This window comes from Sedimentitalea todarodis, from assembly GCF_032595355.1.
Lineage (GTDB): Bacteria > Pseudomonadota > Alphaproteobacteria > Rhodobacterales > Rhodobacteraceae > Sedimentitalea > Sedimentitalea todarodis.
In genome coordinates this window covers 1-25936 of sequence record NZ_JASMWN010000012.1, presented here as the reverse complement: position 1 = coordinate 25936, position 25936 = coordinate 1, and the positions used below count along the sequence as shown (strand labels likewise).

The 25936-nt window shown below is 58.1% G+C and carries 23 protein-coding genes and 2 pseudogenes; 20 read left to right on the top strand and 5 right to left on the bottom strand.

All coding sequences use genetic code 11. The features are described 5' to 3' along the window. The first annotated feature begins 57 nt into the window (after positions 1-57). Positions 58-1350, top strand: coding sequence for a hypothetical protein (locus QO231_RS14780; RefSeq protein ID WP_316777856.1), 1293 nt, complete (start codon positions 58-60; stop codon positions 1348-1350). Between the two features lie 88 nt (positions 1351-1438). Next, on the top strand, positions 1439-2038 hold the full coding sequence (locus QO231_RS14775; RefSeq protein ID WP_316777854.1) for a LolA family protein: 600 nt from the start codon (positions 1439-1441) through the stop codon (positions 2036-2038). Between the two features lie 47 nt (positions 2039-2085). Here QO231_RS14775 and QO231_RS14770 read toward each other — a convergent pair whose 3' ends face one another. Beyond that, positions 2086-2673, bottom strand: a complete 588-nt coding sequence (locus tag QO231_RS14770) for a transglycosylase SLT domain-containing protein (protein WP_316777852.1) — start codon at positions 2671-2673, stop codon at positions 2086-2088. A 250-nt stretch (positions 2674-2923) separates the two neighbouring features. Between QO231_RS14770 and hspQ the strand changes: the two genes are divergently transcribed. Further along, positions 2924-3250, top strand: a complete 327-nt coding sequence (gene hspQ / locus QO231_RS14765; RefSeq protein ID WP_316777849.1) for a heat shock protein HspQ — start codon at positions 2924-2926, stop codon at positions 3248-3250. A 14-nt stretch (positions 3251-3264) separates the two neighbouring features. Here hspQ and QO231_RS14760 read toward each other — a convergent pair whose 3' ends face one another. From QO231_RS14760 to QO231_RS14750, 3 genes and pseudogenes are all read right to left on the bottom strand, one after another. After that, a complete protein-coding gene (locus QO231_RS14760) occupies positions 3265-4842 on the bottom strand; it encodes a gamma-glutamyltransferase family protein (protein WP_316777846.1) in 1578 nt (525 codons plus the stop codon). Between the two features lie 39 nt (positions 4843-4881). Beyond that, positions 4882-5832: pseudogene (locus tag QO231_RS14755) on the bottom strand (IS481 family transposase). Positions 5833-6024: 192 nt separating this feature from the next. Beyond that, positions 6025-6879 (bottom strand): LysR family transcriptional regulator, encoded by an 855-nt coding sequence (locus tag QO231_RS14750; protein WP_316777843.1) that lies wholly within the window; start codon positions 6877-6879, stop codon positions 6025-6027. A 97-nt stretch (positions 6880-6976) separates the two neighbouring features. Here QO231_RS14750 and tmpA point away from each other — a divergent pair, with 97 nt between their 5' ends. The 3 genes and pseudogenes from tmpA to QO231_RS14735 all read left to right on the top strand — a co-directional run. Then, entirely contained in the window at positions 6977-8122 is a 1146-nt protein-coding gene (gene tmpA / locus QO231_RS14745; RefSeq protein ID WP_316777841.1) for a 2-trimethylaminoethylphosphonate dioxygenase, read from the top strand. Then, positions 8119-8712 carry a (R)-1-hydroxy-2-trimethylaminoethylphosphonate oxygenase gene (gene tmpB / locus QO231_RS14740; RefSeq protein WP_316777838.1) on the top strand — a complete coding sequence of 198 codons (594 nt, stop codon included), beginning with the start codon at positions 8119-8121 and terminating at the stop codon, positions 8710-8712. Before tmpA ends, tmpB begins: the two co-directional genes overlap by 4 nt. 111 nt (positions 8713-8823) lie before the next feature. Next, positions 8824-9233 (top strand): annotated as a pseudogene (locus QO231_RS14735) (transposase); the annotation flags it as partial. A gap of 137 nt (positions 9234-9370) precedes the next feature. Here QO231_RS14735 and QO231_RS14730 read toward each other — a convergent pair. Further along, positions 9371-10378: a LacI family DNA-binding transcriptional regulator gene (locus tag QO231_RS14730; protein WP_316777833.1), complete on the bottom strand. Its 1008-nt coding sequence runs from the start codon at positions 10376-10378 to the stop codon at positions 9371-9373. Positions 10379-10486: 108 nt separating this feature from the next. Between QO231_RS14730 and QO231_RS14725 the strand changes: the two genes are divergently transcribed. From QO231_RS14725 to QO231_RS14660, 14 genes are all read left to right on the top strand, one after another. Then, a complete protein-coding gene (locus tag QO231_RS14725) occupies positions 10487-11497 on the top strand; it encodes an aminoglycoside phosphotransferase family protein (protein ID WP_316777831.1) in 1011 nt (336 codons plus the stop codon). Then, on the top strand, positions 11494-12804 hold the full coding sequence (gene eno, locus QO231_RS14720; RefSeq protein ID WP_316777829.1) for a phosphopyruvate hydratase: 1311 nt from the start codon (positions 11494-11496) through the stop codon (positions 12802-12804). Before QO231_RS14725 ends, eno begins: the two co-directional genes overlap by 4 nt. Continuing rightward, on the top strand, positions 12801-13649 hold the full coding sequence (locus tag QO231_RS14715) for a fumarylacetoacetate hydrolase family protein (protein WP_316777826.1): 849 nt from the start codon (positions 12801-12803) through the stop codon (positions 13647-13649). Before eno ends, QO231_RS14715 begins: the two co-directional genes overlap by 4 nt. A 10-nt stretch (positions 13650-13659) precedes the next feature. Next, positions 13660-15441, top strand: coding sequence for an IlvD/Edd family dehydratase (locus QO231_RS14710; protein WP_316777822.1), 1782 nt, complete (start codon positions 13660-13662; stop codon positions 15439-15441). A gap of 10 nt (positions 15442-15451) precedes the next feature. Next, positions 15452-16180 carry an SDR family oxidoreductase gene (locus tag QO231_RS14705; RefSeq protein ID WP_316777819.1) on the top strand — a complete coding sequence of 243 codons (729 nt, stop codon included), beginning with the start codon at positions 15452-15454 and terminating at the stop codon, positions 16178-16180. 101 nt (positions 16181-16281) lie between these two features. Beyond that, positions 16282-17544: an ABC transporter substrate-binding protein gene (locus tag QO231_RS14700; RefSeq protein ID WP_316777817.1), complete on the top strand. Its 1263-nt coding sequence runs from the start codon at positions 16282-16284 to the stop codon at positions 17542-17544. 70 nt (positions 17545-17614) lie between these two features. Continuing rightward, entirely contained in the window at positions 17615-18550 is a 936-nt protein-coding gene (locus QO231_RS14695) for a carbohydrate ABC transporter permease (protein ID WP_316777813.1), read from the top strand. After that, a complete protein-coding gene (locus QO231_RS14690; protein ID WP_316777809.1) occupies positions 18547-19446 on the top strand; it encodes a carbohydrate ABC transporter permease in 900 nt (299 codons plus the stop codon). Before QO231_RS14695 ends, QO231_RS14690 begins: the two co-directional genes overlap by 4 nt. Further along, entirely contained in the window at positions 19446-20549 is a 1104-nt protein-coding gene (locus QO231_RS14685; RefSeq protein ID WP_316777806.1) for an ABC transporter ATP-binding protein, read from the top strand. The genes QO231_RS14690 and QO231_RS14685 overlap by 1 nt, the downstream gene beginning before the upstream one ends. Next, positions 20546-21283, top strand: coding sequence for an SDR family NAD(P)-dependent oxidoreductase (locus tag QO231_RS14680; protein WP_316777803.1), 738 nt, complete (start codon positions 20546-20548; stop codon positions 21281-21283). The genes QO231_RS14685 and QO231_RS14680 overlap by 4 nt, the downstream gene beginning before the upstream one ends. Positions 21284-21308: 25 nt before the next feature. After that, positions 21309-22061 (top strand): SDR family NAD(P)-dependent oxidoreductase, encoded by a 753-nt coding sequence (locus QO231_RS14675; protein ID WP_316777800.1) that lies wholly within the window; start codon positions 21309-21311, stop codon positions 22059-22061. Positions 22062-22069: 8 nt separating this feature from the next. Beyond that, a complete protein-coding gene (locus QO231_RS14670; protein ID WP_316777798.1) occupies positions 22070-22927 on the top strand; it encodes an SMP-30/gluconolactonase/LRE family protein in 858 nt (285 codons plus the stop codon). Positions 22928-23057: 130 nt separating this feature from the next. Next, positions 23058-24491: a pyruvate kinase gene (gene pyk, locus QO231_RS14665; RefSeq protein ID WP_316778222.1), complete on the top strand. Its 1434-nt coding sequence runs from the start codon at positions 23058-23060 to the stop codon at positions 24489-24491. 69 nt (positions 24492-24560) lie between these two features. Next, positions 24561-25565, top strand: a complete 1005-nt coding sequence (locus QO231_RS14660) for an aldose epimerase family protein (RefSeq protein WP_316777795.1) — start codon at positions 24561-24563, stop codon at positions 25563-25565. Positions 25566-25936: the final 371 nt, after the last annotated feature.

Sequence of the window (25936 nt, the reverse complement as noted above, 5' to 3'; positions counted from 1 at the left end):
GCCCGATCGGACGATATGCTCTGAACGGGCGGCGCGTGACTTGTGAAGGATTGAACAATGCCTGTTGTATCGGACTATACCTCTATTCTGGCTTATCTGGACGCCGAGGAACGCCGCTGGAACGCGACCGAAGATCTCGGGTTTCCGGTTTTTGTCAGCTATAGTTTCTACACCGCTGCAGACCTGCCTGAGGTTGGCGATCTGGCTTATGCGGCGACCGGGGTTCAGGTCATGTCGGAAGCACAGAAAGCTGCCGTGCGATCCGCGATGACACAGTTCGAGGCGGTGGCCGGTATCACGTTTGTCGAGACCACGGGCGAAGCGATGGTTAACGCTCACACGGTCACGGGATCAGATTGGGGCGGCTGGGCGTATTACCCGTATGTGACCGACCTCACGTCGCTTTCTGGTGATTATGTGATCGATGTGACCACTGGTGACAAGCTGTCTGGGAATGGTATCGGAACGCTGCTGCATGAAATCGGCCATTCCGTCGGTCTGTCCCATACCCATGGTGGTGATCTTACCCTGGCGGATGCGCTCGATATCCGCAGCCAGACGGTGATGTCATATAATTGGGCACCCACCCCGACCGACACGCTCGGGCCATTAGATGTCCAGGCCTTGCAGGCCATATACGGTAACGTGGCGAATATGAACGGCTGGACGTATGGGTTTGCAAACGGTGTGTTCGAAGTCAGCGGATCCGCGCGCGATGACCGGATCATGGGGGTCGAAGGCCCGAATGTTCTGAAGGGCAGAAAGGGCGACGATCTGATCGTTGGGCGCGATGGCGATGACAAATTGTATGGCGGCAACGGTGATGACACCTTGCTGGGCATGGACGGCGCCGACGAGCTTTATGGTGGCAGGGGCAATGACCGGCTCGTCAGCCGCGTGCAGGATGATGAGAATTATTCCGATCCGGGCTCGCACCTTCTGGCCGGTGGTGCTGGTGACGATGTGCTGCTGGGCGGGGATGGAGAAGACCTGATGCTGGGCGGCGGCGGCAAGGACCGGCTCAAGGGCGGCTATGGTAACGATACGCTTGTTGGCGGTCGCGGCAGCGACGTTTTGTTTGGAGACAGCGGCGCTGATGTGTTCAGATTCAATCCGGCAACTGACAGGCAACGGGACAAGGTACGCGATTTCGTCTATTTTGCCGACACGCTCGAATTTGGGGCGGCGGAACTGGTGCGGGACGATTTCACGGTGCAAAGTTCGGGTGGCGGGGCGCATTCCGTGCTCACCATCAATGACGGTGCGGGCATAGATTTTGATATCCTCTTCAAGAACACGGTGACGAGTGATCTTGTCTCGTATCTCGACCTCTATCACGATTTTTCCTGATCTGGGTCGGGCGGCTGGAACACGCCGATGTGACAGAACGGGGGATGAATCGATGGGCCGGCGGGGTTATCTCAACAATATGAATACTATGACAAAGCTTCTCGCCGGGTTCGTTCTGGCCTTGATGGCAACCTCTGCACAGGCGCAGGGCAAGGTGCCGCTGTCCACCATTTCCAAATATCTCAACGGGCTGACGACGGTCACGGCGCCGTTCACTCAATACAATGACGATGGCAGTCAATCCACCGGACAACTCTATCTGAACCGGCCCGGGCGTATGCGCTTTGAATACGATCCGCCCAACGGGGCAACGGTGGTCGCCGGAAACGGGGCCGTGGTGATCCATGACCCCAAGTCGAACCAGCCGCCTGAAAGCTATCCGCTCAAGCGTACGCCCCTGTCGATTATTCTAGACCGGCGCGTGAACCTGGGTCAGGCTAATATGGTCGTCGGGCACAGCTTTGACGGCACATCGACCGTGGTGACGGCACAGGATCCGAAGAACCCCGACTATGGGCGCATCGATCTGAAGTTTTCGGGCACTCCACTGGAGCTGCGCAGCTGGGTCATCCACGACGGTGCGGGTGGCCAGACGACCGTGGTGCTGGGTGTCCTGACCAAGGGACAGAACCTGGGGAACTCGCTCTTCAGCTCAAAGGGCAGCGGTAGCCGAGGCTCGAAACGGTAGTCATTCGCCAAGCGGGTGGGCGGCCTGAATGAGACCGCCCGTTCCCGCTATCGCACGGATTTGCAGTTCGCGAGCTGCGCGGCATAGATGTTCGACCGGTCCTGAACCTGATCTGCGACGCGCATCAGCCAGCTCTTGTTCTTGTAGGTCCCACGCGAAAACCCGGTTTGCCCTTCGTGATAGGCCAGATACTGATTTCTGGTATCGGTCAGAGCGATGCCGTTCTTTTTGCGGCTCTGGTTCATGTACCAGCCCATGAAGTCGGTTGCATCGCGTATCCGGTCACGTTTGGCACTACGTCGGCCGGTTTGGGCGCGGTAATCGTCCCAAGTGCCATCAAGGGCCTGGCTATAGCCATAGGCGCTGCTTTGGCGGCCCATCGGAATGACCCCGAGGACATAGTTGTACGGGGTGCGCGCGTTCCCGCGGAACCGGCTTTCCTGGTAGATCGTCGCCATCTGCACATGCATCGGAACGCCCCAGCGACGCTCGGTCGCCTTGAACGCCTTTACGTATTTCGGTCGCTGTTTCGCGATGCTGCATGCGTCATCCATGTTCTTTGGCGGCGGCTCGTGCCCACCACCACAGGATGCCAGAATCAGCAACAGCATCATTGCGCGAAGAGTTCTGCTCATCTGCCTCTTGCCTTTTTGGTCAAACCCTAGCGGAAAATTGCGCGGTATGGAATCACAATTCCGCATGACCCGTCATGCCGTCGGCAGGTCTTTGCGCCTGCAGCATCGCAGCGATGGGGTCTGCGCAGAGAGTTCAGGCAAAGATGACTGTCAATTCGCCGTTCACAGACTGTTTCTTTGATTCAGAACGCATTTATTGGACAAGCGCGACTTGAAAAGGTTAATTAGGACGGGTAGGGGCACCATTATTATGCTGAGAACACGAGCAAAATATCATCTCGGTCAGGTTGTCCGTCACAAGAAGCACCCGTTTCGTGGTGTTGTGTTTGACGTAGACCCCGAGTTCGCAAACACCGAGGAGTGGTATCAGGCCATCCCCGAGGAAAGTCGTCCTGTGCGTGACCAACCATTTTACCACCTGCTCGCGGAAAATGATCAATCCTACTATGTGGCCTACGTGTCCGAGCAAAATCTTGTTGCGGATTATTCTGGAGAGCCGGTTGATCACCCCGACATTCCCGACATGTTCGGACCGTTCGAAGACGGCTCCTACCCGCTGCATTTTCAGCTGAACTGACCTCGCATAGCGGTTCAGTAGCCAAGCGCACAACCGTCCTTGCGCGGATCGCTTGCGCCTTCCAGGACGCCGTCCTCCGTGATCCGGATTGCCTGCGCTCCGCCAATTGCCGTATCCGGTATCGATACCGCATGGCCCAGATCGGCAAGCTGTTGGCGCACCACGTCAGAATACCCCCGCTCGACCTTCATGTCGCCCGCATCCGAAAAGCATCGCGGCGCATCCAGTGCCTCCTGTATTCCCATTCCGAAATCACGCAAGTTGCTGACCAGACGGGCATGTCCGTTGGGTTGATAGGCCCCGCCCATCACGCCAAACGGCATCGTCACCCGCCCGTTTTCTCGAAGCATGCCCGGGATAATCGTGTGCATCGGGCGCTTGCCGCCGCCCAACTCGTTCGGGTGGCCCTCCTGCAGGGTGAACCCCATCCCGCGACACTGGAACAGAATCCCGAACTTGTCGGTCGCGATGCCTGATCCGAACCCGTGAAAGACGGAATAGATAAGCGAAACGGCCATCCGGTCCTTGTCGACCACCGTGACATAGATCGTGTCCTTGTGCACGGATTCCGCCAGCGGCGCAGCGGCGGGCATGGCGGTGTCCTGCCGGATCAGCGCTGCCAGCGCAGCCGCTGTCTCCGGGGCGAGCATGTGGTCCAATCGCTCGGTGTGGCGCGAATCCGCGATGAAACGATTGCGCGTGTCATAGGCCAGTTTGGCCGCCTCGGCCTCGATGTGGGCGCGTTCGGCACCAAGCGGATCCATGTCCGCGATATCGAAATGCGACAGGATATTCAGCATCAGGATGGCGGTGGCGCCTTGACCATTGGGCGGATGCTCGACCAGCTCGACCCCGGCATAGTTGCCGCTGACAGGTGTCGTCGCCTCGCAGGCGGTGGCGGCAAAGTCGTCAAGGGTGTGCACGCCGCCCAACGCGGTCAGCGTGTTGACCATGTCTTCGGCGATCTCGCCGGTATAAAAGGCTGCGCGCCCGTGCTTGGCGACCCGGCGCAACACTTCGGCCTGGCCAGGCACGCGGAAGATTTGGCCGGGTTTCGGTACCGCTCCGTTCACAAGATAGCTTTCGCGTGCGCGCGGATTCAGGATCGGTGCATCGTTTCCCCAGTCAAAGGCCACGCGCGGCGCAACCGGGACTCCGTTTTCTGCATAGTGGATCGCGGGTTGCAGGATCGCATCCAATCCGAGCACGCCGACCGTTTCCGACAGGTGGCAAAACGCATCCATCGCACCGGGCACGGTCACGGCATCCGGGCTGCCTTGTTCGATTGCTGTCAAACCGGCGCTGCGCAGGCGGGTCGCATCCGCTGCGGCCGGTGCTTTGCCCGAGCCATTCATCGCCAGGACGTCATCGTGACCGGAAGGAGAATAGAGCACGAAGCAATCACCGCCGATACCCGTCATCTGTGGTTCGCAAATGCCCAGCAGCACGGCACCAGCAATTGCTGCATCCATCGCATTGCCGCCGCGTTTGAGTATGTCCACGGCGGCGTGTGCCGCCAACGGATGCGACGTGGCGCACATTCCGTTCGTGCTGAAAACGACAGACCGCCCCGGAACCTGAAAATCGCGCATGATGTTTCTCCCAATTGCCGCCAGAGCCTAGAAGTTCAGTCAAGGCATCTGGTGGATCGGATTTAGGATGAATCGATCTGGCTCGGATGTCCAGATTTTGCAGATGTATTCGTAAGGGGTGAGGCCGCTGAGCGTCTTGAGGCGGCGCGCGGAGTTGGTCATGGCTATCGTAGTGATACTGTTTGATGGTCGTGTCTTTGACCGTGCGGTTCATGCGCTCGACCTGTCCGTTCGCCCAAGGGTGGTTTGGCTTGCTCAGACGATGCTCAATGCCATTTGCTGCGCAAATCATGTCAAGCCGCATGGGCCGGGAATAGGCGGTGTTCCGGTTGCGGGATTGCTCACAAAACTGGATGCCGTTGTCCGTAAGGATTGTTTGCACCTTGTATGGAACGGCTTCCGACACGGTCTCTAGAAACTCCCAGGCCGTCTTGCGGTTTGCTTTGTCAACCAGCTGCGCGACGGCAAACCTGCTGGTTCGATCAATAACTACAAAGAGATACAGCTTACCTTCATTGCTACGAAGCTCAGCGATATCAATGTGGAAATAGCCAATAGGATATCGTTTGAACTGTTGCCGCTTGGACTTGTCGTCCGCTATGTCTGGCAGTCGAGAAATGCCATGCCGTTGCAAACAGCGATGCAAGGAAGAGCGCGTCACATGTGGAATCGACGGTTGTAAGGCATAGAGGCAATCATCGAGCGGAAGCAGCGTATGACGCCGGAAGGTCACGACCATCGCTTCCTCAGACGAGCTGAGAACCGTCGAGCTGGGCTCCGTCGGGCCGGTCTTACGATCTTCTAGCGTCTCGCGCTTGTGCCACTTGGCAGTCGTTTTGATATTGATCCCAAGTTCCCGGCTTAGCGCCGCGTTCGCAGCTTGCGATCATTGTATTGCTGCTCTGACGGCGTGCGTGCCCTCTCATGGTTTGCTATGCAAACCACTGCCGGGTAACAGTGCGCGGCGCTCCCATGACGCACTTGTCCCATAAGGCTTCCTTCCATTCCAAAGAATTGATCGCACCATCAAACCATGGGATCAAACACCTAGAAGGGCGTCGTTGAAAGCCGAGCTGAAGCTTGATATGCGCGGACGTTTGCCATTGAGATACATGTTCCGTTCAGTGCTTCTTTAAAGCATTGAAAAGATGAAAAATTCTGGCAGGACGATGAAGTGCATTGTCATGCAAGCGCCTTGGCAAGCTCATACCATTGAGCCCGCGCTATAGCGTCCGATCCGGCAATGACCCAATAGCTATCGGAGTGCGCCAAAACATCGTCGCTTAGGCGCACCAACCGCCGCGCTTTGATGTCCTCGGAGCAAAGCGGCAATGATCCGAGAAGCACGCCCATACCGCTGCGCGCAGCATCGAGGGCCGACAGAAAGGTGTCGAACCGCAACTGCGGGACCGGCGTTGTCGGGATGCCGAACCGAGAGGCCCAGGTGGACCAACCAGGACGCGGCCCGGAACAGGCGATGCGGGGCCAGTCCGTCCAAGGGCCTCTGCGCTCTATCAGCTTGGGTGCGGCCAGCGGCGCAACCTGCTCGGTGAAAAGCTGCATTTTGTGATCATGGGGCCAGTCCCCCGCACCATATCGGATCCGGATCACATCGTCCAAAGCGGCCTCATGCGCGCCAAGCACCATGGATTGGATGGTCAATTGACCCGCTGCAACCCCTTGCAAACGGCGCAGCCGCGGCAGCAGCCACAGCCCGATGATCGATTGGCTGGCCGACAACGTCAGCTGCCGACTGCCCGCGCCGAACAGCGCCTCGGAACTGTCACGCAAACTATTGAGCGCCGTGCGCACATGCGGCAACCACGCCTCGCCTTCAATGGTCAACTCGATGGACCGCGCGCGCCTGTAGAACAGCGTTGTCCCCAACCGTTTTTCAAGCTGCCCGATCCGCTGGCTGATGGCGGACTGCGTCAACCCGGTCTCAGCAGCAGCGGCCGTAAAGCTACCGCAGCGGGCGGCTGCCTCAAAGGCGCGTATCCATTCCAGTGGGGGAATCTTGAATTGACGGTCTGGCATTAGGAAATCCGGGTCTCAGGTTGATAATTACTAATTTGATCTAATGTCTGAACGGAGCAATGCTGTTGTCAAGGACTTGCCATTCAAGGACCACATCATGACATCCGTTTCCGTTGACCCATCGGGGGAATTCCTGACACTCAGGTCCAAAAAGTCGACCTATCGCTTCCATGCGATTTGGCTGCGCGACAATGCCAACGACCCCGAAACACGCGCGCCCGGCAATGGCCAGCGCTTGATCGCCCTGCGCGATATCCCGGCCGAAACGCGTGTCATGGGCGTCGATCTGAAAGGCCAAACCCTGGGGGTTTGCTTTGCCCCCGAGGGCAAAGTGATCAGCTTTGAAGTGGGCTGGCTGGAGGCGCACGCTTATGACACTGCACAGTCGACACAACGCGGCTGGACTGCCCCCGAAATCGAGACATGGGATTCGAAGTTGATGTGCGACGTTCCCACCGGCGATTTTGCGCAATTGTCGCGCGATTCCGCAGCGCGGTCCTTCTGGCTTGGGCAGGTTTGTAAGTTTGGTTTTGGCAAGGTCGTCAACGGGCCGGTCGAGGATGGCGCGCTGTTCAACATCGTCGATCTATTCGGATATGTGCGTGAGACCAACTATGGGCGGCATTTCGAAGTGCGGACCGAGGTTAATCCCACCAACCTCGCCTTTACGGGCCTTGGCCTTCAGGCGCATACCGATAATCCCTACCGCGACCCTGTGCCGACAGTCCAGGTGCTCTATTGCCTCGAAAGCTCGGCCGCCGGAGGCGAGAATATGGTCGTGGACGGGTTCGCTGCTGTCAAACGCCTGCGACAGGAGAACGAGGAATATTTCGACGTGCTTGCCGACCACTGCGCCCGATTTGAATATGCCGGGGAGGCGGGTGTCTGTCTGACATCGCGTCGCCCGATGATCGAACTTGCACCGGACGGGGAGTTGATCGGCGTGCGGTTCAACAACCGTTCAATGGCGGCGGTCACGGACGTACCGTTCGATAAGATGGCCACCTACTATGCCGCCTACCGCCGCCTCGGCGAAATCATCGACGATGAGGCGATGGAGGTCACCTTTCGGCTGTACCCCGGCGAAGGGTTTGTGGTTGACAACACCCGCGTCCTGCACGCCCGCAAAGGATACTCCGGCGAAGGCACCCGCTGGTTTCAAGGGTGTTATGCGGACAAGGACGGACTAAGATCAACCTACGACGCAATCCGCCGTGCACACTCTCTGGAGGCCGCAGAATGAAGCCCGATATCAATAGCCTGAGCCCCGAGACAATCGTAGAGTTCATCGGTTCCATCTTTGACCGGCGCGGCAGCGATGAATATCTGGGCGAGCCAGTGAATATGGGCCAGCACATGTTGCAAGGCGCGACAATTGCCGAGCAGAATGGTCAACCTGAAGAGATCATCGTCGGCGCGCTGCTGCATGACATTGGCCACTTCACTGGCGAGTTCGGCACCTTCACCATGGATGACACCGAAGACCGGCATCATGAGGATGCAGGCGCCAAGGTGCTGGAGCGTTTCTTTCCCGGCATCATCACCGATTGCGTGCGGTTTCACGTGGCCGCCAAACGCTACCTGTGCGCCACGCGGCCTGAGTATTTCCGCCGTCTCTCCGAAGCATCCATCCACTCGCTCGTTCTTCAGGGCGGCCCCATGAGCATCGAAGAAGTCGCCGAATTCGAGCAGAATCCGAACCTCGATCAGATCGTCGCGGTGCGCTATCTTGACGATGCTGGCAAACGACCGGAGATGGAAACACCAGACTTTTGGCACTTTGCGCCTTTGATTCAACGAATGGTTGATCGACACACTGAAATTCAGTCATAGTTGCGCAGGTCTAGGGTCCGGATCTATTGATTTTTTGTTCTCGGGTCTGGTTCACGGCTCCTAGAACGGAGCGGCGAAATGAGCGATCCGTAATGGTTGAGTGACGAGCAGATGGCCCGTCTGAGCACTTCTCTCCGAAGCCCCATTGCAAGCCGCGCGGGGATGATAAGCGGGTCTTGAGAGGCATTACCCTCACCAATCGCAAATGGCTTTCGCTGGCGGGGAACGCCAGGAGAATACGGTTCGCGCAAGACCCTGTACAATCGCTGGAAGCGATGGGGTGACGTTGGCGTTTTTTGCTCAGATGAAGGCAGGTCTAGCCGCTGAGCACGGCGAAGAGAAAACCGTGATGATAGAAGCGGCCTGCCTGACGGCACATCGCGCGGCGACCAGTATGGGCGTGAAAAAGGGGGGGCGTGACCGCCTGATCGCTGCTCGGCAGAGTATTGCGCAGCAATGTCCTGAGAGGGGGCAAGACCAGCGGCGGCATGAACACCAAGCGTTACGCCATCTGCGACAGTCCTGTTCTGGCTATGAAGCAAGAATGAGCCCTGCCCTCAAAAACAGGGACGAACCCCTTCAAAAGGACGGGTTCAACGAAGCGTGGCACAGGCGGGCGCCAAAGGCGGCATAATACAGAACAGACCCGCAGCGGCTATCAACGTTCGCTCAGAACCTGTGTGGTGTTCCTCGTGATGAGGACAGCATCAAAGCTGTGAACGGGTTCCGAGGGGGTCTCGCCGCGAGCGGTGAGCAATTCGACGGCCTTGTGGGCAAGGCTTTCTACAGGCACACGGATGGTAGAAACACCTCCACCGACCCATGCATAGAAGGATGGGTCGCCATAGCCGATGAAACTCATATTCTCGGCAGATTGCCGCCCTGTGTCCATCAGGGCGCTGAGTGCGCCGTTTGATATTTCGAAGCCGCCGCAAACCATGGCGGTTGCGTGCCTGTCGCCTATGATCCGGCGCGCATAGGATTGTCCCATTTCATTGGACGGCGCGCCCGTGCAGACCAATTCGGGTGTTTCTTCCAGGTTGGCGAGCATCAAACCGTCCTGAAATGCCGCCAAACGCGAGCGCCCCGAGGACAATTTGCTGTCTGCGCCGATATAGGCGATCCGTGAGTGCCCCTGTGCCGCGAGGTGGGTGACGGCGCTGCGAATGGCCGCGCTATCATCGACAAGGATTGCGGAGGTGGGGCGACCCATGTCGCGTTGCCGGATCAACTGGATAACCGACGTGCTGCGCAAATGAAGAACGCTGTTTTCGGATTTGCCGGGTGTGGGTACCATGACGACCCGCTGCGCCTGAATCTGATGCAGTCGTTCGAGGGCCTGTTCCTCATTCACGATGTTGTCGCCCGTCAGGTGAATGACAAGCTGTAGCGACTGAGCCTCGCAAGCGAGCGCCATCGTATTGGCAAATCGGGCATAAAACTCGTTCACGATATTTGGCAGGAGAAGGCCGACGATCTGGGTCTGTTCACCGCGCATCGCGGAGGCAGCGGCATTTTTGACATATCCCAGTTCACGCGCTCTCTGTTTGACCGCGTCGCGGGTCTCTTTCAGCACATTCGGATGATCCGACAGCGCACGAGAGACCGTCATGTGTGAGATGCCGAGATCCTTGGCGATGGACTTGATCGTAACGCGATCTGACATGTTAAGCCCTTTGTTTTCTGCTTTCTATTGCTTTTTCACTGTGAAGTCTTGACAGAATCGCCTGAATAGTTGATATGTTCACGTGAACATTACTTGAAAGAGCAGTTGATGCCAAGTCTTCACCAAAAATGCGCCGCGTTGATCGAAGAGTTGGGAATTGCGTCACAAGATGCCGTTTCCGTCGTCGCTCCTTTGACGGGTGGGGTCGCGTCAGACATTGCGCGGGTGGACGTGGAAGGTCGCTCGCTTTGCGTAAAATTTGCCCTGCCCAAGTTGAAGGTGTCCGCCGACTGGCGCGCACCCGTGCACCGCAATGCCGCCGAATATGCATGGCTAGAGGTCGCGGCGGCCGTCTGCCCGGAGGCATCGATCAAGCTGTTTGGCCGGTCGGCCAGCCAGCACGGGTTTGCGATGGAATTTCTGGACGGAAAAGATGTCTATCTTTGGAAGCAGGCCCTATTGGACAAGGCACCGTTCCGGGGCGAAGCCGGGCTTGTCGGCGATATGCTAGGGCGGATTCATGCGGCATCTGCAGCCGGCGATTTCGATCGCTCTGCCTTCCACAATCGTGATGACTTCCGTGCTTTGAGGATCGAGCCCTACCTGACATTCACGGCACAGACGCAGCCACAGGTCGCTCAGGCCCTGAACGATCTGGCGGAGGTGCTTTACGCCAGTGATCAGGTTTTGGTGCACGGTGATGTCAGCCCGAAAAATATCGTGTTCCGCGCGGCCGGTCCCGTATTGCTTGACGCGGAATGCGCAACGATGGGCGACGCGAGTTTCGACCCGTCGTTCTGCATTAATCATCTGGTGCTGAAGGCAATCCACTTGCCTAAGTCGCGGAACCGTCTGTTGGCAGATATCGGACACTTTTGGGCGGCCTATGGCGCGCAGGTCACTTGGGAAGACCCGCGCGAACTGGAGGCCCGGATTTGTCGGCTGGTTCCAGCGCTCATGCTGGGCCGGATCGACGGAAAATCGCCTGTCGAATACCTTGATGACGACGAGCGCGATTTCGTGCGGAGTCTGGCAATCGGAATGATTTTGGGCCCGGTTCCCACACTTTCGGCGTTGGCCGAAACAATCGAAGTTCATTCAAAGGAGCGTCTCAAGTGACAGCGATTTCTTCAATTCATGGACGGCGGGTTTGGGATTCTCGCGGGGCGCCTACCGTCGAGGTCGAAATCCATCTGGACGACGGAACATCGGCGCGCGCCATTGCCCCCGCTGGCGCGTCGCGCGGGGCGCGTGAGGCGATTGATCTGCGCGATGGCGGTGCCACTCTTCGCGGCAAGGACGTACAAAGCGCATTGGCCAATGTGAATGGCCCGATTGCCAGGGCTTTGATCGGGCGTGATGTGACGGATCAGTCTGGTGCCGACGCAGCGATGCTGGCGTTGGATCGGACGCCGCACAAAGAAGTACTTGGTGGCAACGCGACGGTTGCCACGTCACTGGCCGTTCTGCATGCAGCAGCCGCGAGTGCGCGAAAGCCCTTGTGGCGGTTTGTGGCCGATCAATACGGAACGACCCCCTCGCTGCCTCTGCCGGAAATCCAGATCTTTGGCGGAGGCGCACATGCCGGGCGGCGGGTCGACATTCAGGATTTCATGATCATGGTGCCGGGCGCACGCGATTTCGACGAGGTAATGGAGATCACCAACGAGGTCTATTTCGCCGCAGGCGATATCATGGCGCAGAAAGGTAAACTGGCTGGGGTCGCTGACGAAGGCGGCTGGTGGCCATCGTTCGACAGCAACGAGGAAGCTCTTGAAACACTGGTCGCGGCGATCGAAAAAGCAGGCGAAGTGCCAGGGGACCGTGTTGTTATTTCGCTCGACATCGCGGCATCGGAATTCGGCAAGCAGGGCGCGTATCGCCTGGCACTTGAAGATCGCAAGATGGACAGTGGTGCGCTGATCGACATGCTTGGCGGATGGCTGGACGCCTACCCCATCGCATCCATCGAAGACCCCGTCGGAGAGGACGATCCGGAAGGGATGATCGAATTTACGCGGCGCTTTGGCAGCCGAGTGCAGATCATCGGCGATGACTATTTGGTCACGAACGCCCAACTGGTCGATGAAGCTGCTGCGAACGGAGCCTGCAACGCGGTTCTGATCAAGGTCAATCAGGCAGGCACGGTCAGCGAAAGCCTCAGCACATTTCGTGCGGCGCAGAGCCACGGCTGGGGCGCGATCGTTTCGGCCCGGTCAGGTGAGACCGAAGACACCTCGATCAGCCATCTATCCACTGGGCTTGGCGGGGGACAGCTGAAAGTCGGTTCGTTCACCCGCTCGGAGCGGATGGCGAAATGGAATGAATGTCTGCGCATTCAGGACATACTCGGACGCGATGCTTTTGTGAAAGGCACAGCGCTGGCGGATACCTGGTGGGGCGCAAAACAAAAGGAAATGGCATGAGACTTGCACGATACGGCAACCGGAGCGGCGCGAAACTTCCCTGTATTCTGGATAACGATGGCGTTGCGCGCGATGCGTCGTCCATCGCTAGGGATTTTTCCCCCCGAACCTTGTCGGAGGACTTGCTTGACAGGTTGCGTGACACCGATCCGGCCAGCCTTCCTGTCGCGGACATTGAGGGCAAACGGCTGGCTCCGCCGGTCGCGCAACCCTTTAATATCTGGTGCATCGGACTGAACTATTCCGATCACGCCGCCGAGGCGGGGCTGCCCGTTCCCGACGAACCCATCCTGTTTAACAAGTCGACAGCCACCTATTGCGGTGCGAACGACGACATTCTCTATAGCCCGAAAATGACCAAGCTGGATTGGGAAGTCGAACTCGGGATCGTCATCGGCAAACCCGCCCTGAACATTTCCAAATCGGAAGCGATGGAGCATGTGGCAGGGTTTGTATTGGTGAATGATCTGTCCGAACGGGCCTGGCAGATGGAACGCGCGGGCCAGTGGGTCAAGGGCAAGTCTTTTCCCAACTTCTGCCCAACCGGCCCGGTCCTGGTTACACCGGACGAGATTGGCGACGTCCAAGCGTTGAACATGTGGCTGGACGTGAATGGCAAGCGCATGCAGTCGGGCAATACCGGGACCATGATCTTCGATGTGGCTACCATTGTCAGTTACATGTCCGAATTCACCCGGCTGGAACCCGGCGATCTGATCTGTACCGGAACGCCTCCGGGCGTCGGCGCGGGCATGAAGCCACCCGTCTGGCTCAAGCAGGGCGATACGGTGTCGCTCGGCATCGACGGGCTGGGTGAGCAGACCCAGATCGTGGTCGCTCTGTAAGGAATCCCGCATGAATCTCAGATCACAGCAATGGTTCGACAATCCCGACAATCCGGGTATGACCGCGATCTATGTCGGGCATTACCTGAATTACGGCTTGACGCTGGAAGAGCTACAGTCGGGCAAGCCAATCATCGGAATTGCCCAGACTGGCAGTGATCTCAGCCCCTGCAATCGACACCATCTGGAACTGGCCAAGCGGGTCCGGTCGGGGATCGGATCCGCGGGTGGGATCTGTTTCGAGTTTCCCGTGCACCCGATACAGGAGACCGGCAAACGCCCCACCGCAGCGCTGGATCGAAACCTTGCCTATCTGGGGCTGGTCGAAAGTCTGTTTGGCTACCCCCTGGACGGGGTGGTCTTGACCATCGGTTGCGACAAGACGACGCCCGCGCTGCTGATGGCGGCGGCGACGGTGAACATTCCTGCGATTGCGCTGTCGGTTGGCCCGATGCTGAACGGTTGGCACAAGGGCAAAAGGGCCGGGACCGGGTCTTCCATCTGGGAGGCACGCAAGCTGCATGCTGCCGGAGAGATCGATTTTGCCGAGTTCATGAAGATGTCCACCGCATCGACGCCCTCGGTGGGGTTTTGCAACACCATGGGCACCGCCACGACGATGAATTCGCTTGCCGAAGCGTTGGGAATGCAGTTGCCCGGAGCGGCGGCCATTCCCGCGCCCTATCGCGAGCGAGGGCAGATGTCCTACATGACCGGGCAGCGGATCGTCGAAATGGTGCATGAAGACCTGAAGCCCTCGGACATAATGACCCGCGCCGCATTCGAGAACGCCATCGCCGTCAATTCTGCCTTGGGCGGCAGCACAAATGCGCCGATCCATTTGAACGCGGTGGCGGCCCACCTGGAAGTGACCCTGACCAACGACGACTGGCAGTCGCTGGGCCATGACATTCCGCTCTTGTGCAATGTGCAACCTGCTGGCGCATATCTGGGTGAGGATTTCTATCGCGCCGGTGGAGTTCCCGGTGTCGTCAATGAACTGATGACTGCAGGCACGTTACCCCATCCGGATGCCATGACCGTCAACGGCCGCACAATTTCGCAGAACTGTGCTGATACGCGGGTGACTGACGCGGAAGTTATTCGGCCGTTTGCCGCGCCACTCAAACCGGCTGCGGGTTTTGTGAATCTTTCGGGCAACGTGTTTGACAGCGCGATCATGAAGACTTCGGTCATTTCCGAAGCCTTCCGGGCACGGTATCTCTCAAATCCGGATGATCCTGAGGCCTGCGAACTGCGCGCAATCGTGTTTGACGGACCCGAGGATTATCACGACCGCATTGATGACCCTGCGCTCGAAATCGACGAACGTTGCATACTCGTGATCCGGGGTTGCGGGCCGGTGGGCTATCCCGGCGGTGCCGAGGTCGTCAACATGCAGCCGCCCGCTGCACTGATCCAGCAGGGGATAAACGAACTGCCCACCATGGGTGACGGTCGCCAGTCCGGTACATCGGGTAGCCCGTCGATCCTGAATGCCAGTCCCGAGGCAGCCGTGGGTGGCAATCTGGGAATTCTGCGCACCGGCGACCTCGTCCGTGTCGATCTGCGCAAGGCGCGGGTGGACATGTTGATCGGGGATGCCGTGATAGCGGAGCGTCGCGCCGCCCTGGAGGCCGCAGGCGGTTTTGTTTTTCCGCCGCATCAGACCCCGTGGCAGGAGATTCAGCGCGCGATGGTCGACCAGTTCGATAGGGGCATGGTCCTGAAACCTGCCGTTGAATACCAACAAATTGCGCAGAAAAAGGGGGTGCCACGTGACAACCACTAGGACGCAAACGTTGGCAGGTAAAATTACTGTCGTCACCGCCGCCGGACAGGGAATCGGACGCGCTATCGCTGAACGTCTGCGCGATGACGGTGCCACTGTCCATGCCAGTGATCTGAATGCCGCCTTGTTATCCGACTTTGCCGGCGGCCACGCGGCAGCGTTGGACGCAACCGACCCAGACGCCGTGAACGCCTATTTCACAGCTATCCCGCGGATCGATGTGCTGGTTCACGCTGTCGGCTATGTGCATCAGGGTACGATCGAGGAATGCACCCCCGCCGATTGGCACCGGTCGGTGTCGATCACGCTGGACAGCGCTTTCCATGTACTCGCCGCAGCGATCCCGCGGATGAAGTCCAAGGGTGGCAGCGTCATCACGATCGCCTCCGTGGTCGGCTCGTTCAAAGGGTTTCCCCGTCGCGCGGCTTATGGCGCGACGAAAGCGGGGGTCATAGGCCTGACCAAATCGGTGGCGGCAGATTACCTGCAAGACCGTATTCGCGCCAACGCGATCTGCCCCGGAACCGTAGATAGCCCCAGCCTGCAACACCGCATGGACGAACTGGCCGAAACGCTTGGCAGCCGCGAAAAGGCTGAAGCGTTCTTTCTCGACCGCCAGCCCAGCGGGCGACTGGGCACGCCCGAAGAAATCGCCGGGCTGGCCGCCTACCTGGCCAGCGACCAGAGCGCCCTGATCACCGGACAGGCCATCGCCATCGACGGGGGCATCATGATCTGACCGGAAACTCACGATCATCCCGGTCTTACCTAACGACTGGTGTTCACGTGAACGTGGTGCCGGAAATAGTAAACGACACGTCAATTGGAGGAGTTTTGACAATGGAACTGAGAACCAAATTAGGAACAACAGTAGCGGCGATCTCCATCACTGTTGCCGGTGCTGCCTTGGCCGAACCCAAGACAAACGTCCTGCACCAGTGGCATTCTGGTGCCAACGCCGAGGCCATCAATAAACTGGGTGAAATGTATGAGGCTGCTGGTGGGCAATGGAACCAGACGGCCGTGCCGGGGCATACGTCCAATACCATCGCGCGTTTGCGAGCCGACGTGATTTCGGGCACGCCACCTTCCGCAGTTCAGTTGAAAGGCCCGGAGATCGCCGAATGGGCCAATACCGGCTTGACCGCGAACATGAACGCGCTGGCCGAGGCAGAAGGCTGGGAAGACGTGGTCGCACCGGAACTGGTCAGCGTCATGCGCCCCGACGGGGAATGGGTTGCCGTTCCGATGAATATTCACCGCATCGATTGGATGTGGGCCTCGAAATCAGCGATGGACGCGGCAGGCGCAACTGAGTTGCCAAAAACCTGGGACGAATTCAACGCGATTGCAGAAAAGATGGCAGAGGCAGGCATCATCCCGGTTGCGCATGGTGGTCAGGATTGGATCGACGGCACTCTGTTTGAAATCGTGGTTCAGGGCATTTCGACCGATCTGTATCGCAAGGCGTTTGTCGAACTGGATCTGGACGCGCTGCAAGGCTTAGAAATGCAATCCGCGTTTGACCAGTTGCGCCTGATGGTCGGCTGGATGGATGATGCCTTTCCGGGTCGCGGCTGGGAAGAGCCGCTGAACATGATGGCCAAGGGCGAGGCCGGTTTCTATTTCCACGGCGACTGGGCCATCGGTACGATGAATGCCGCCGGGTACGAATACGGGGTGGATTACCTTTGTGCCGGCGCTCCGATGAACAGTGGTGATCCCGGTTATATCCTAAACTCGGATTCCGTCGTGTTCTTTGAGCAAACTGATCCGGACTTCGTCGAAGGGCAGGCATTGCTGGCCTCGACCATCATGACCCCAGAATTCCAGAAGGTGTTCAACGTCGCGAAGGGGTCGATCCCCGCGCGAATGGATGTTGAACTGGGGGATGAGTTCAACCCCTGCCAGCGGCTGAACATCAAGGACCTGCGGGCAGCGGCCGATGCCGGAACTGTGGTACGTTCGATGGCGCATAACATGGCTGTTCCGGAAAAATTCCGCAAAGCGATGTTCACGGTGATTTCCGAATTCATCACCTCCGACATGAGTTCCGAGATCGCCGCACGTCGCATGGCAGAGTCCGTGATCAACGAATACTGATCTGGCCCTGCCGGGCCGCTCCCCACGTCCACGGGAGCGGCTCAACTTTCCCTCGAAACCGGAGCATCCCATGCCTGAAGACGCCCCAATTCCGTCATTCGCCCCCAGGCCCAAGAGCCGCGCAGCACGCCTTGCCCAACTGGTGCCGATGGTCGTTCTGCTACCGACGTTGATTACGACGGGGATCTACATCTTCGTTTTCGTGCTGTGGAATGTCTATCTTTCGATGACCAGCTCGTCGATCCTTCCAGTCTATGACTTTGCCGGATTCGACGCCTACACCCGGTTGTGGCGCAACCCACGCTGGACGACCGGGGTGTGGAACCTCGCCCTGTTCGGGGTGCTCTACATTCTTCTGTCGACCGCTTTTGGGATTTTTCTGGCGATCCTGATGGACCAGAGGGTCAAGGGTGAAAACCTGTTGCGCTCGATCTTCTTGTATCCGATCGCGATCTCCTTTGTCGTGACAGGAACCACATGGCAATGGATTCTGAACCCTTCGACGGGACTTCAGTCCTTTGTTCGGAATCTGGGCTGGGAAGGGTTTGAGTTAAGTCTGATCACCGACCGGGAAACCGCGATCTATGCCGTCGTCATTGCGGCGGTCTGGCATGCGTCGGGGTTTGTCATGGTCATGGTGCTGGCGGCCCTGCGCGGAGTTGACTCGGATATGGTCAAGGCCGGCCAGATCGACGGGGCGGGTATGGGCAAGATTTACCGGCGGATCATCCTGCCGACGATCTGGCCGGTCCTGATCTCTGTTTTTATCATCTTGCTGCAATTTGCCATCAAGACTTTCGATCTTGTACTGGCACTGACCCATGGCGGGCCGGGCATATCGACCACCTTTCCGGCGATCTTCGTCTATGACCGCCTGTTCGCCGCCGGAGAACTGGCGCAAGGCGCTGCCGCTGCAGTCTGGATGCTGCTTGGCCTCGTCGTGGTATTCCTGCCGATCATGGCATTGAACTGGGTGATCCGTCGCCAGAAAGGAGCCGCGTCATGACTGCCGTTGACACCATTCCGAACCTCGACAGAAAAAAGCCCCTGCGCCCGTCCCAAGTCCTCGGTCGCATTGCCCTCTATGCCACACTCACCGTGCTTGCTTTGTTCGTGCTTACGCCGCTGGCAGTCATCATCCTGAATTCCATCCGGTTCAACGACGACATCCTGCGCGAAAGCTTCATCGGCTGGCCGACTCGGATGACGCTCGACAACTGGAGCGTTGCCTGGGGCGAAGCCTGCATCAATGCCAGCTGTACCGGGGTAAAGCCATACTTCTGGGCTTCGATCCTGATGGTCGTTCCGGCGACAGTCATCTCGACGGCGATCGGTCTGGTGAACGGGTTCGCCCTGACCAAATGGAAAATGCCCTTTGCCGGCTTCATCTTTGTCGCAATCACCATCGGCGTCTTCCTGCCGCCACAAGTCGTTCTTCTGCCCTGGGCAATTGCGCTTGGTTGGCTGGGCCTGTCCAAATCCTTGGTTGGTCTGTCGTTGGTTCACATCATTCAGGGGACGTGTTTCACCACGTTGTTTTGCCGCAACTACCTGATCAACCTGCCCGATGATCTGATCAAGGCGGCGCGGATCGACGGTGCCGGGTTTTTTCGAACGTTCTGGAAGATCGTCGTGCCGCTGTCTCCACCGATCATCATCGTGACGATAATCTGGCAGTTTACCTTCATCTGGAACGAGTTCCTGTTCGCGATCACCTTCAGTTCATCCGACTTCCGCCCGATCACTGCGGCGCTGATGAGCCTGAACGCCGATGATACCGGGGTCAGTGAATACGGCTTCGGTTCGGCTGCGGTACTGATCGCGGCGATCCCTCCTCTTGTCATCTATTTCCTCGGCGGTCGCTACTTCGTCCGGGGCCTTACTCAAGGAGCTGTGAAATAATGGCCGCCCTCAATATTGAAAACGTCTGGAAGAAATATGGCAATGTCATCGCCTTGCGCGATGTGAATCTTGATATCCAGGACGGCGAGTTCGTTGTGCTTGTCGGCCCTTCCGGCTGCGGAAAATCGACGCTGCTGTCGATCATCGCGGGGTTGGAAGACACGTCACACGGCACTTTAACCCTGGGCGACCGGGATGTGACCGACCTCAGTCCCAAGGACCGCAATATTGCTTTGGTGTTTCAGAGCTACGCGCTTTATCCCACCATGACGGTCCGCCAGAACATCACCTTCGGAATGGAAAACCGCAAAGTTCCCAAGACCGATCAGGACAAGGCAGTGGCCGATGTCGCCAAACTGTTGCAGATCGAACCGCTTCTGGACCGCAAGCCCGGCCAACTATCCGGTGGTCAGCGCCAACGGGTTGCAATGGGACGCGCACTGGTGCGCGACCCACAGCTGTTTCTCTTCGATGAGCCATTGTCGAATCTTGACGCCAAACTGCGGGTAGAAATGCGTACTGAGATGAAAAAGCTGCACAAGCGGCTTGGGCAAACGATCGTTTATGTGACCCATGATCAGGTCGAGGCGATGACCCTGTCGGACCGGATCGTGGTGATAAACGACGGCGTCGTCCAGCAGTTCGCCGATCCCGACACGATCTACCAAAAACCCGCGAATACCTTTGTGGCCGGCTTTATGGGATCGCCTTCAATGAACTTTATCGAAGTCGAGGTGACCGGTAAGACCGGCGACATCACTGTGGTACATCATGGCGAAGGCGAAGATATCGCCTTTGCCCTCGGAGCCGCCCGTGACGAGTTGGTTCCCTGCATTGGCGATACGGTCACGCTGGGCGTTCGTCCCGAGCATTTTCGTCCGATGGGCGAGGCCGGACAGACCCTCTCAGTCAATGTGGACGTCGTGGAGCCCACCGGGCCGGATACAATGGTCGTCTTTTCGATTGCGGGCAAATCTCTGGTTGGTGTCCTCAATGCCAAATTCCGTCCCAACGAGGACGATCAGGTCGAGCTATCGCTGTCGATGGACGAGGCGTGCTTTTTCGATGCCACGGGTACGCGCATTCCGGGCCTGGGCGAATGACGGATTTTGCACGATATCCAAGCCTCGTCGGAAAGCGCGCATTCGTGACCGGCGGTGCGACAGGAATTGGCGCGGCCATAGTGCGAAGTCTCTGCCTCCAGAACACTGCGGTTGGTTTTGTCGACATCGATCAAGAACACGGAAATGCCCTCGCTCGGGAAACCGGGGCTGCCTTTGTCCATGTGGATGTGACCGACGTTGTTGCGCTGCAAAATGCAATCCGTGCATTTGGTGTGGTCGATATCCTGGTCAACAATGTTGCCAACGATACACGCCATGATTGGCGGGCGGTGACGCCTTCGGATTGGGATGCACGTTTCGCAGTCAACCTGCGTCCGTCATTTTTTGCGATTCAGACCGTGGCAGACGGCATGATCGCGCGCGCACAGGGCGCGATTATCAATATCGGGTCCATTTCCTGGAAGGTCAAACATGGTGGCATGCCAGGCTATACAACCGCCAAATCCGCAACTCACGGTTTGACACGCTCGTTTGTCGACGTGCTGGGCGCGGCAGGCGTGCGCGTCAACACGGTGATGCCCGGATGGGTTATGACGGAGCGCCAAAAGCGGGAGCATTTCGACGAAGACGGCGCGGCCCAGCTGGCCGACAAGCAACCCCTGAGCGGCATGATAACGCCGCAAGACGTTGCCGCGCTTGTCGCGTTCCTGGCCGCCGACGACAGCGCCATGTGCACCGGGCAGGAATTCACCATTGATGGCGGCTGGACATGACCCGCCCAAGGACAGGAGAGACGACATGAACACATTGGATCTGAACGGCAAACGCGCCGTCATCACTGGCGGAGCACGGGGCATGGGCTTTGCCTTTGCGAGGCGGTTTCTGGACAGCGGTGCGTCCGTTGCGCTTTGGGATATCAACGGCGATACGCTGGAGACGGCAAGCAATGCGCTCTCCTCGCTTGGAAATGTCAGCACGCAGGTTGTGAATGTCGCCGAGTATGACAGCGTCGAAGCAGGTGCCAAAGCGGCGGCAGATGCCATGGGCGGTATTGATATTCTGGTAAATGCGGCGGGCATTGCCGGGGTCAACACGCCCCTTGATGAATACCCGCTCAAGACCTGGAACGCGGTCATTGATGTGAACCTGAACGGCATCTTCCACACCTGCCGCGCAATTGTGCCATACATGAAAGAAGGTGACTATGGCCGGATCGTCAACATTGCCTCGATGGCGGGCAAGGAGGGTAATCCGAACGCATCCGCCTATTCGGTGTCCAAGGCCGGAGTCATTGGTCTCACCAAGAGCCTTGGCAAAGAGCTGGCCACCACCGGTATCCGGGTCAACGTCATCTGCCCTGCCGTTATCAAGACCGAAATGCTGGACGACGTCACCGAACAACAAATCGGCTATATGCTCGCCAAGATCCCGATGGGCCGCATGGGAACGGTCGAGGAAATCGCGGCTATGGTTGGCTGGATGTGTTCCGATGAATGTTCCTATTCTACAGGGGCAGTGTTCGACCTTTCGGGCGGCAGGGCGACCTATTGAGCTGCTCGATGAAGGTCGAGACATTTGACAGCAGACAATGCCTGTTGGGCGAGGGGCCGCTTTGGCATCCCCTGCGCCAGCAACTGTACTGGTTTGACATTCTGGGGCGCTGTCTGCGCAGCAAGACGGGCGATCATCTTCAGGAATGGACGTTCGGGGAACATGTGTCAGCGGGCGGTTGGGTCGATACGGATCGGTTGCTCATTGCCTCGGAAACCCGATTGATGCTGTTCGATCTGGAAACCGGGGAAAGCACCCATTGCGAGGCGCTGGAGTCCGAAACCCCTGCCACCCGTTCCAACGATGGCTGCGCGGATCCACATGGCGGGTTCTGGATCAGCACGATGGGTAAAGCTGCCGAAGCCGGGCTTGGCGCAATCTACCGGTATTTCGACGGCCAAGTGAAACGTTTGTTCAGCGATCTGACAATTCCAAACGCGATCTGTTTCGCCAAGGACGGCAGGACCGCCTATTTCACAGATTCTCCCAGCCGCAAAATCTTCGCGCAAGACCTCGATCAAACTGGCTGGCCGGTAGGTCAGCCGCGCATTCTGATTGATCTGTCGTCGCAGAAAGGTCTGCCGGATGGCGCCACTGTGGATGCGACAGGACATCTGTGGGTTGCCATGTGGGGATCGGCAAGCGTGCTGCGCATCTCTCCGGACGGGATTGCAGGTGAGCGCGTGTCATATCCCGCGTCGCAGGTGACTTGCCCTGCTTTCGGCGGAGCAGACATGCGAACCCTTTTTGTGACGAGCGCCTCCGAAGGGACAAAGAAACGTGACATGGCTGATGGGCAGGTCTTTGCCGCGCCGGCTTCCGTATCGGGGCTGACGGACCCGTCGGTGCGGATAAGCGGCTTCTGAAGGTGCCTGCGTGGCCTCAATGACGCTGTTGCAAGCCGCCGCCCGCGTTTTTTGTGGCCCGATAGATATTCAGCGAAGGACAATCATGACCCGAACCTCGGCGAAATCAGATTCCCGTGACAAGGACCTGATGCTCGAAACCCGTCGTACCAAAATTGTCGCGACACTTGGTCCATCGTCAAACTCATATGAGACCATTCGAGCCCTGACCCTGAGCGGCGCGAACGTGTTTCGAATGAACTTCAGCCATGGAACCCACGGCGATCATGCGAAGATCCACGGGATCATCCGTGCTGTCGAACAGGAACTGGGGCGTCCGATTACAATAATTGCCGATTTGCAGGGTCCAAAGTTGCGCGTCGGAACCTTCGAAGGCGGCGTCGCTGAACTGATCGAGGGTCAGAGCTTTGCTTTTACCTCGGCCGAGACTCAGGGAACATCCTCCTCGGTCTCGCTGCCGCACCCAGAGATTTTCAACTCCTTGCAGCCGGGTGATTACCTGCTGGTCGATGCTGGCAGAATTCGGCTGCGCACGGTCTCGGTCACGATTGATGAAATCCGCACCGAAGTCATTGCCGGAGGAACAATTCGGGACAGGAAGGGCGTCAACCTTCCAGACCGCGCGCTCGACATCCCCGCATTGACCACCAAGGACCGGGTTGATCTGATCTTTGCCTTGGATCTGGGTGTCGACTGGGTCGCATTGTCCTTTGTTCAAAAGGTAGCCGATATTAGCAGTGTTCGGGCGATCATCGGTACTTCGGCAAAGATCGTCGCGAAGATCGAGAAGCCCGTCGCCTTGGATAGTTTTCCCGCCATTCTACACGCCACCGATGCAATCATGGTGGCCCGCGGGGACTTGGGTGTGGAATGCGACTGGAGCGATGTGCCCGCCGTTCAGAGAGACATTGTCGCAAAGTGCCGGGCAGCCGGCAAACCGGTGAATGTTGCGACACAAATGCTCGAATCCATGATCTCAAACCCGGTTCCCACGCGTGCGGAAGTACCCGATGTAGCCAACGCGATCTTCGAGGGGGCCGACGCCGTCATGCTTTCGGCGGAATCCGCTGCCGGGAAATACCCAAGAGAAGCCATAGAAGCGATGGCCTCGATCGCGACCTCTGCGGAACGCGCGCCGCTCTACAGGCAGGAATTGAAGGACGGCGTGTTGTTGGACACGGCGGAAGATTCAACATCGATCGCCAGTGCCGCGTGTCTCATCGCCAATATGCGCAGAGCTTACTGCATCGTCACATATACCGAAAGCGGCGCAACCGCGCTGCGTGTTGCGAAAAGCAGGCCGGATGTTCCGGTCTTGGCGATCTGCCCTAGCCGGGAAACCGCGCGCAGTCTGGCTCTGGTCTGGGGCGTCACGCCGACCGTCAGCCGCAACAAGGCTGAATTCATGCTGTTTCGTGAAGGGGAAATCCCGGAGAGCCTATCGAAATCGGGCAATATCCCACGCGACAAGCCGATTGTCGTGACATCGGGGTCGCCTCTGGGTGTGCCGGGTTGTACGGATTCAATCAAGATTGCCTGTATCGATGCGGTGGCACCAAACTGACAGTCTGTGTTGCGTCCGCATCGACATCGCCCACACTGATCTCCATCCACGGAACACGCTGCGATGCCAATGACGTACCAGACCCCATATCCGTTTGGGCAATTGCCCGGCGGCGAAACTGTCTTCAAGGTCGACATTGCGGGGCAAGAAATGCGTGCCTCGGTTCTGACCTATGGCGCGACGCTACAAGCGTTGCACATCGACGGGCTTTCGCCTTCTATGGTTCTTGGCCTCCCCAGTTTGCAAGACTACCTTTTGCAACCCATTTATCTGGGGGCCACGGTGGGCAGATGCGCCAACCGGATCGCCGATGGCCGTTTTGCTTTGGGCGGGATCACCTATCAACTGGATCAGAACTTTCAGAAGCGACACACTTTACATGGCGGGCGAATTGGAACCGCTCAGTTGAACTTGCGGGTCAGCGATGTTGCGGCTGACAGCGTGCAACTCGCAATCGACCTGCCAGATGGTCACATGGGCTTCCCCGGCGCGTTGCGGGTCAAGGCGACCTTCCGGATCTTGGTCGGCCCGACGCTTGAATTGGAAATTACCGCAACAACCGACGCCCCGACCATTTGCAACCTTGCCCATCACGGCTATTTCAATCTGGGCGGTGACAGGACTATTCTGGACCATCATCTTTTCAACCCGGCCCAAACTTACCAAACCACAGACATGTCGCTGATCCCAAACCACGAGCCAACTTCCGTCGAAGGAACGCGCTATGACTTTCGCCAACCACGCCGTTTGGCCGATGTGATCGATACCGGCGCCATAGACAACAATTTCTGCTTCACCCATCAACGAGGGGATATCGCCCTGCTGTCCCGGCTTCATTCACCCGGTGCGGGCGTTTCAATGGAGATTCACAGCACCGAACGTGGCTTGCAGGTTTACGACGGGGTGCGCACCGATCTGGTCGTACTGAAGAGAGAAGGTTGGCCCAGCCACGCCGGTATCGCTTCGGAACCGCAAAACTGGCCCGATGCGATGAACAATCCACTTGCTCCAGCGTCGGCGCTGCATCCGGGCGAAACCTATCGGCAATTGAGCCGTTTCACATTTTGTGAGTAAGAGAAGAAGGGTGCAACACCAAAATCTTGAATCACTGGGTTTTTGCGTGGCGTGCGAAACACCCATATGTCGCACTGCGTTCCGCCTCATTCCAGTCTCAAGAATAAGTCGGCGCTTTGGCAACTGTGTTTATTCGTCGTCATCGCAATAGAACGCAGGCTGGTCACAATCGCAAACGCGATCATCACAACGGGCATCCCTTGGCAGTTTCAGTCGGACGAATAAGCACAGTTGCTGGACCGGATCATTTTTTTTCGTAAGCATCCGCCGTGTACCGCGGTCAGGCTGCCTTGACGTGTTGCGTTGCTCCGTCCCATTCCCAAGGCAGAAGCTCGTGCAGGCGTGAGACCGGCATGTCGGAGATGCGGGCG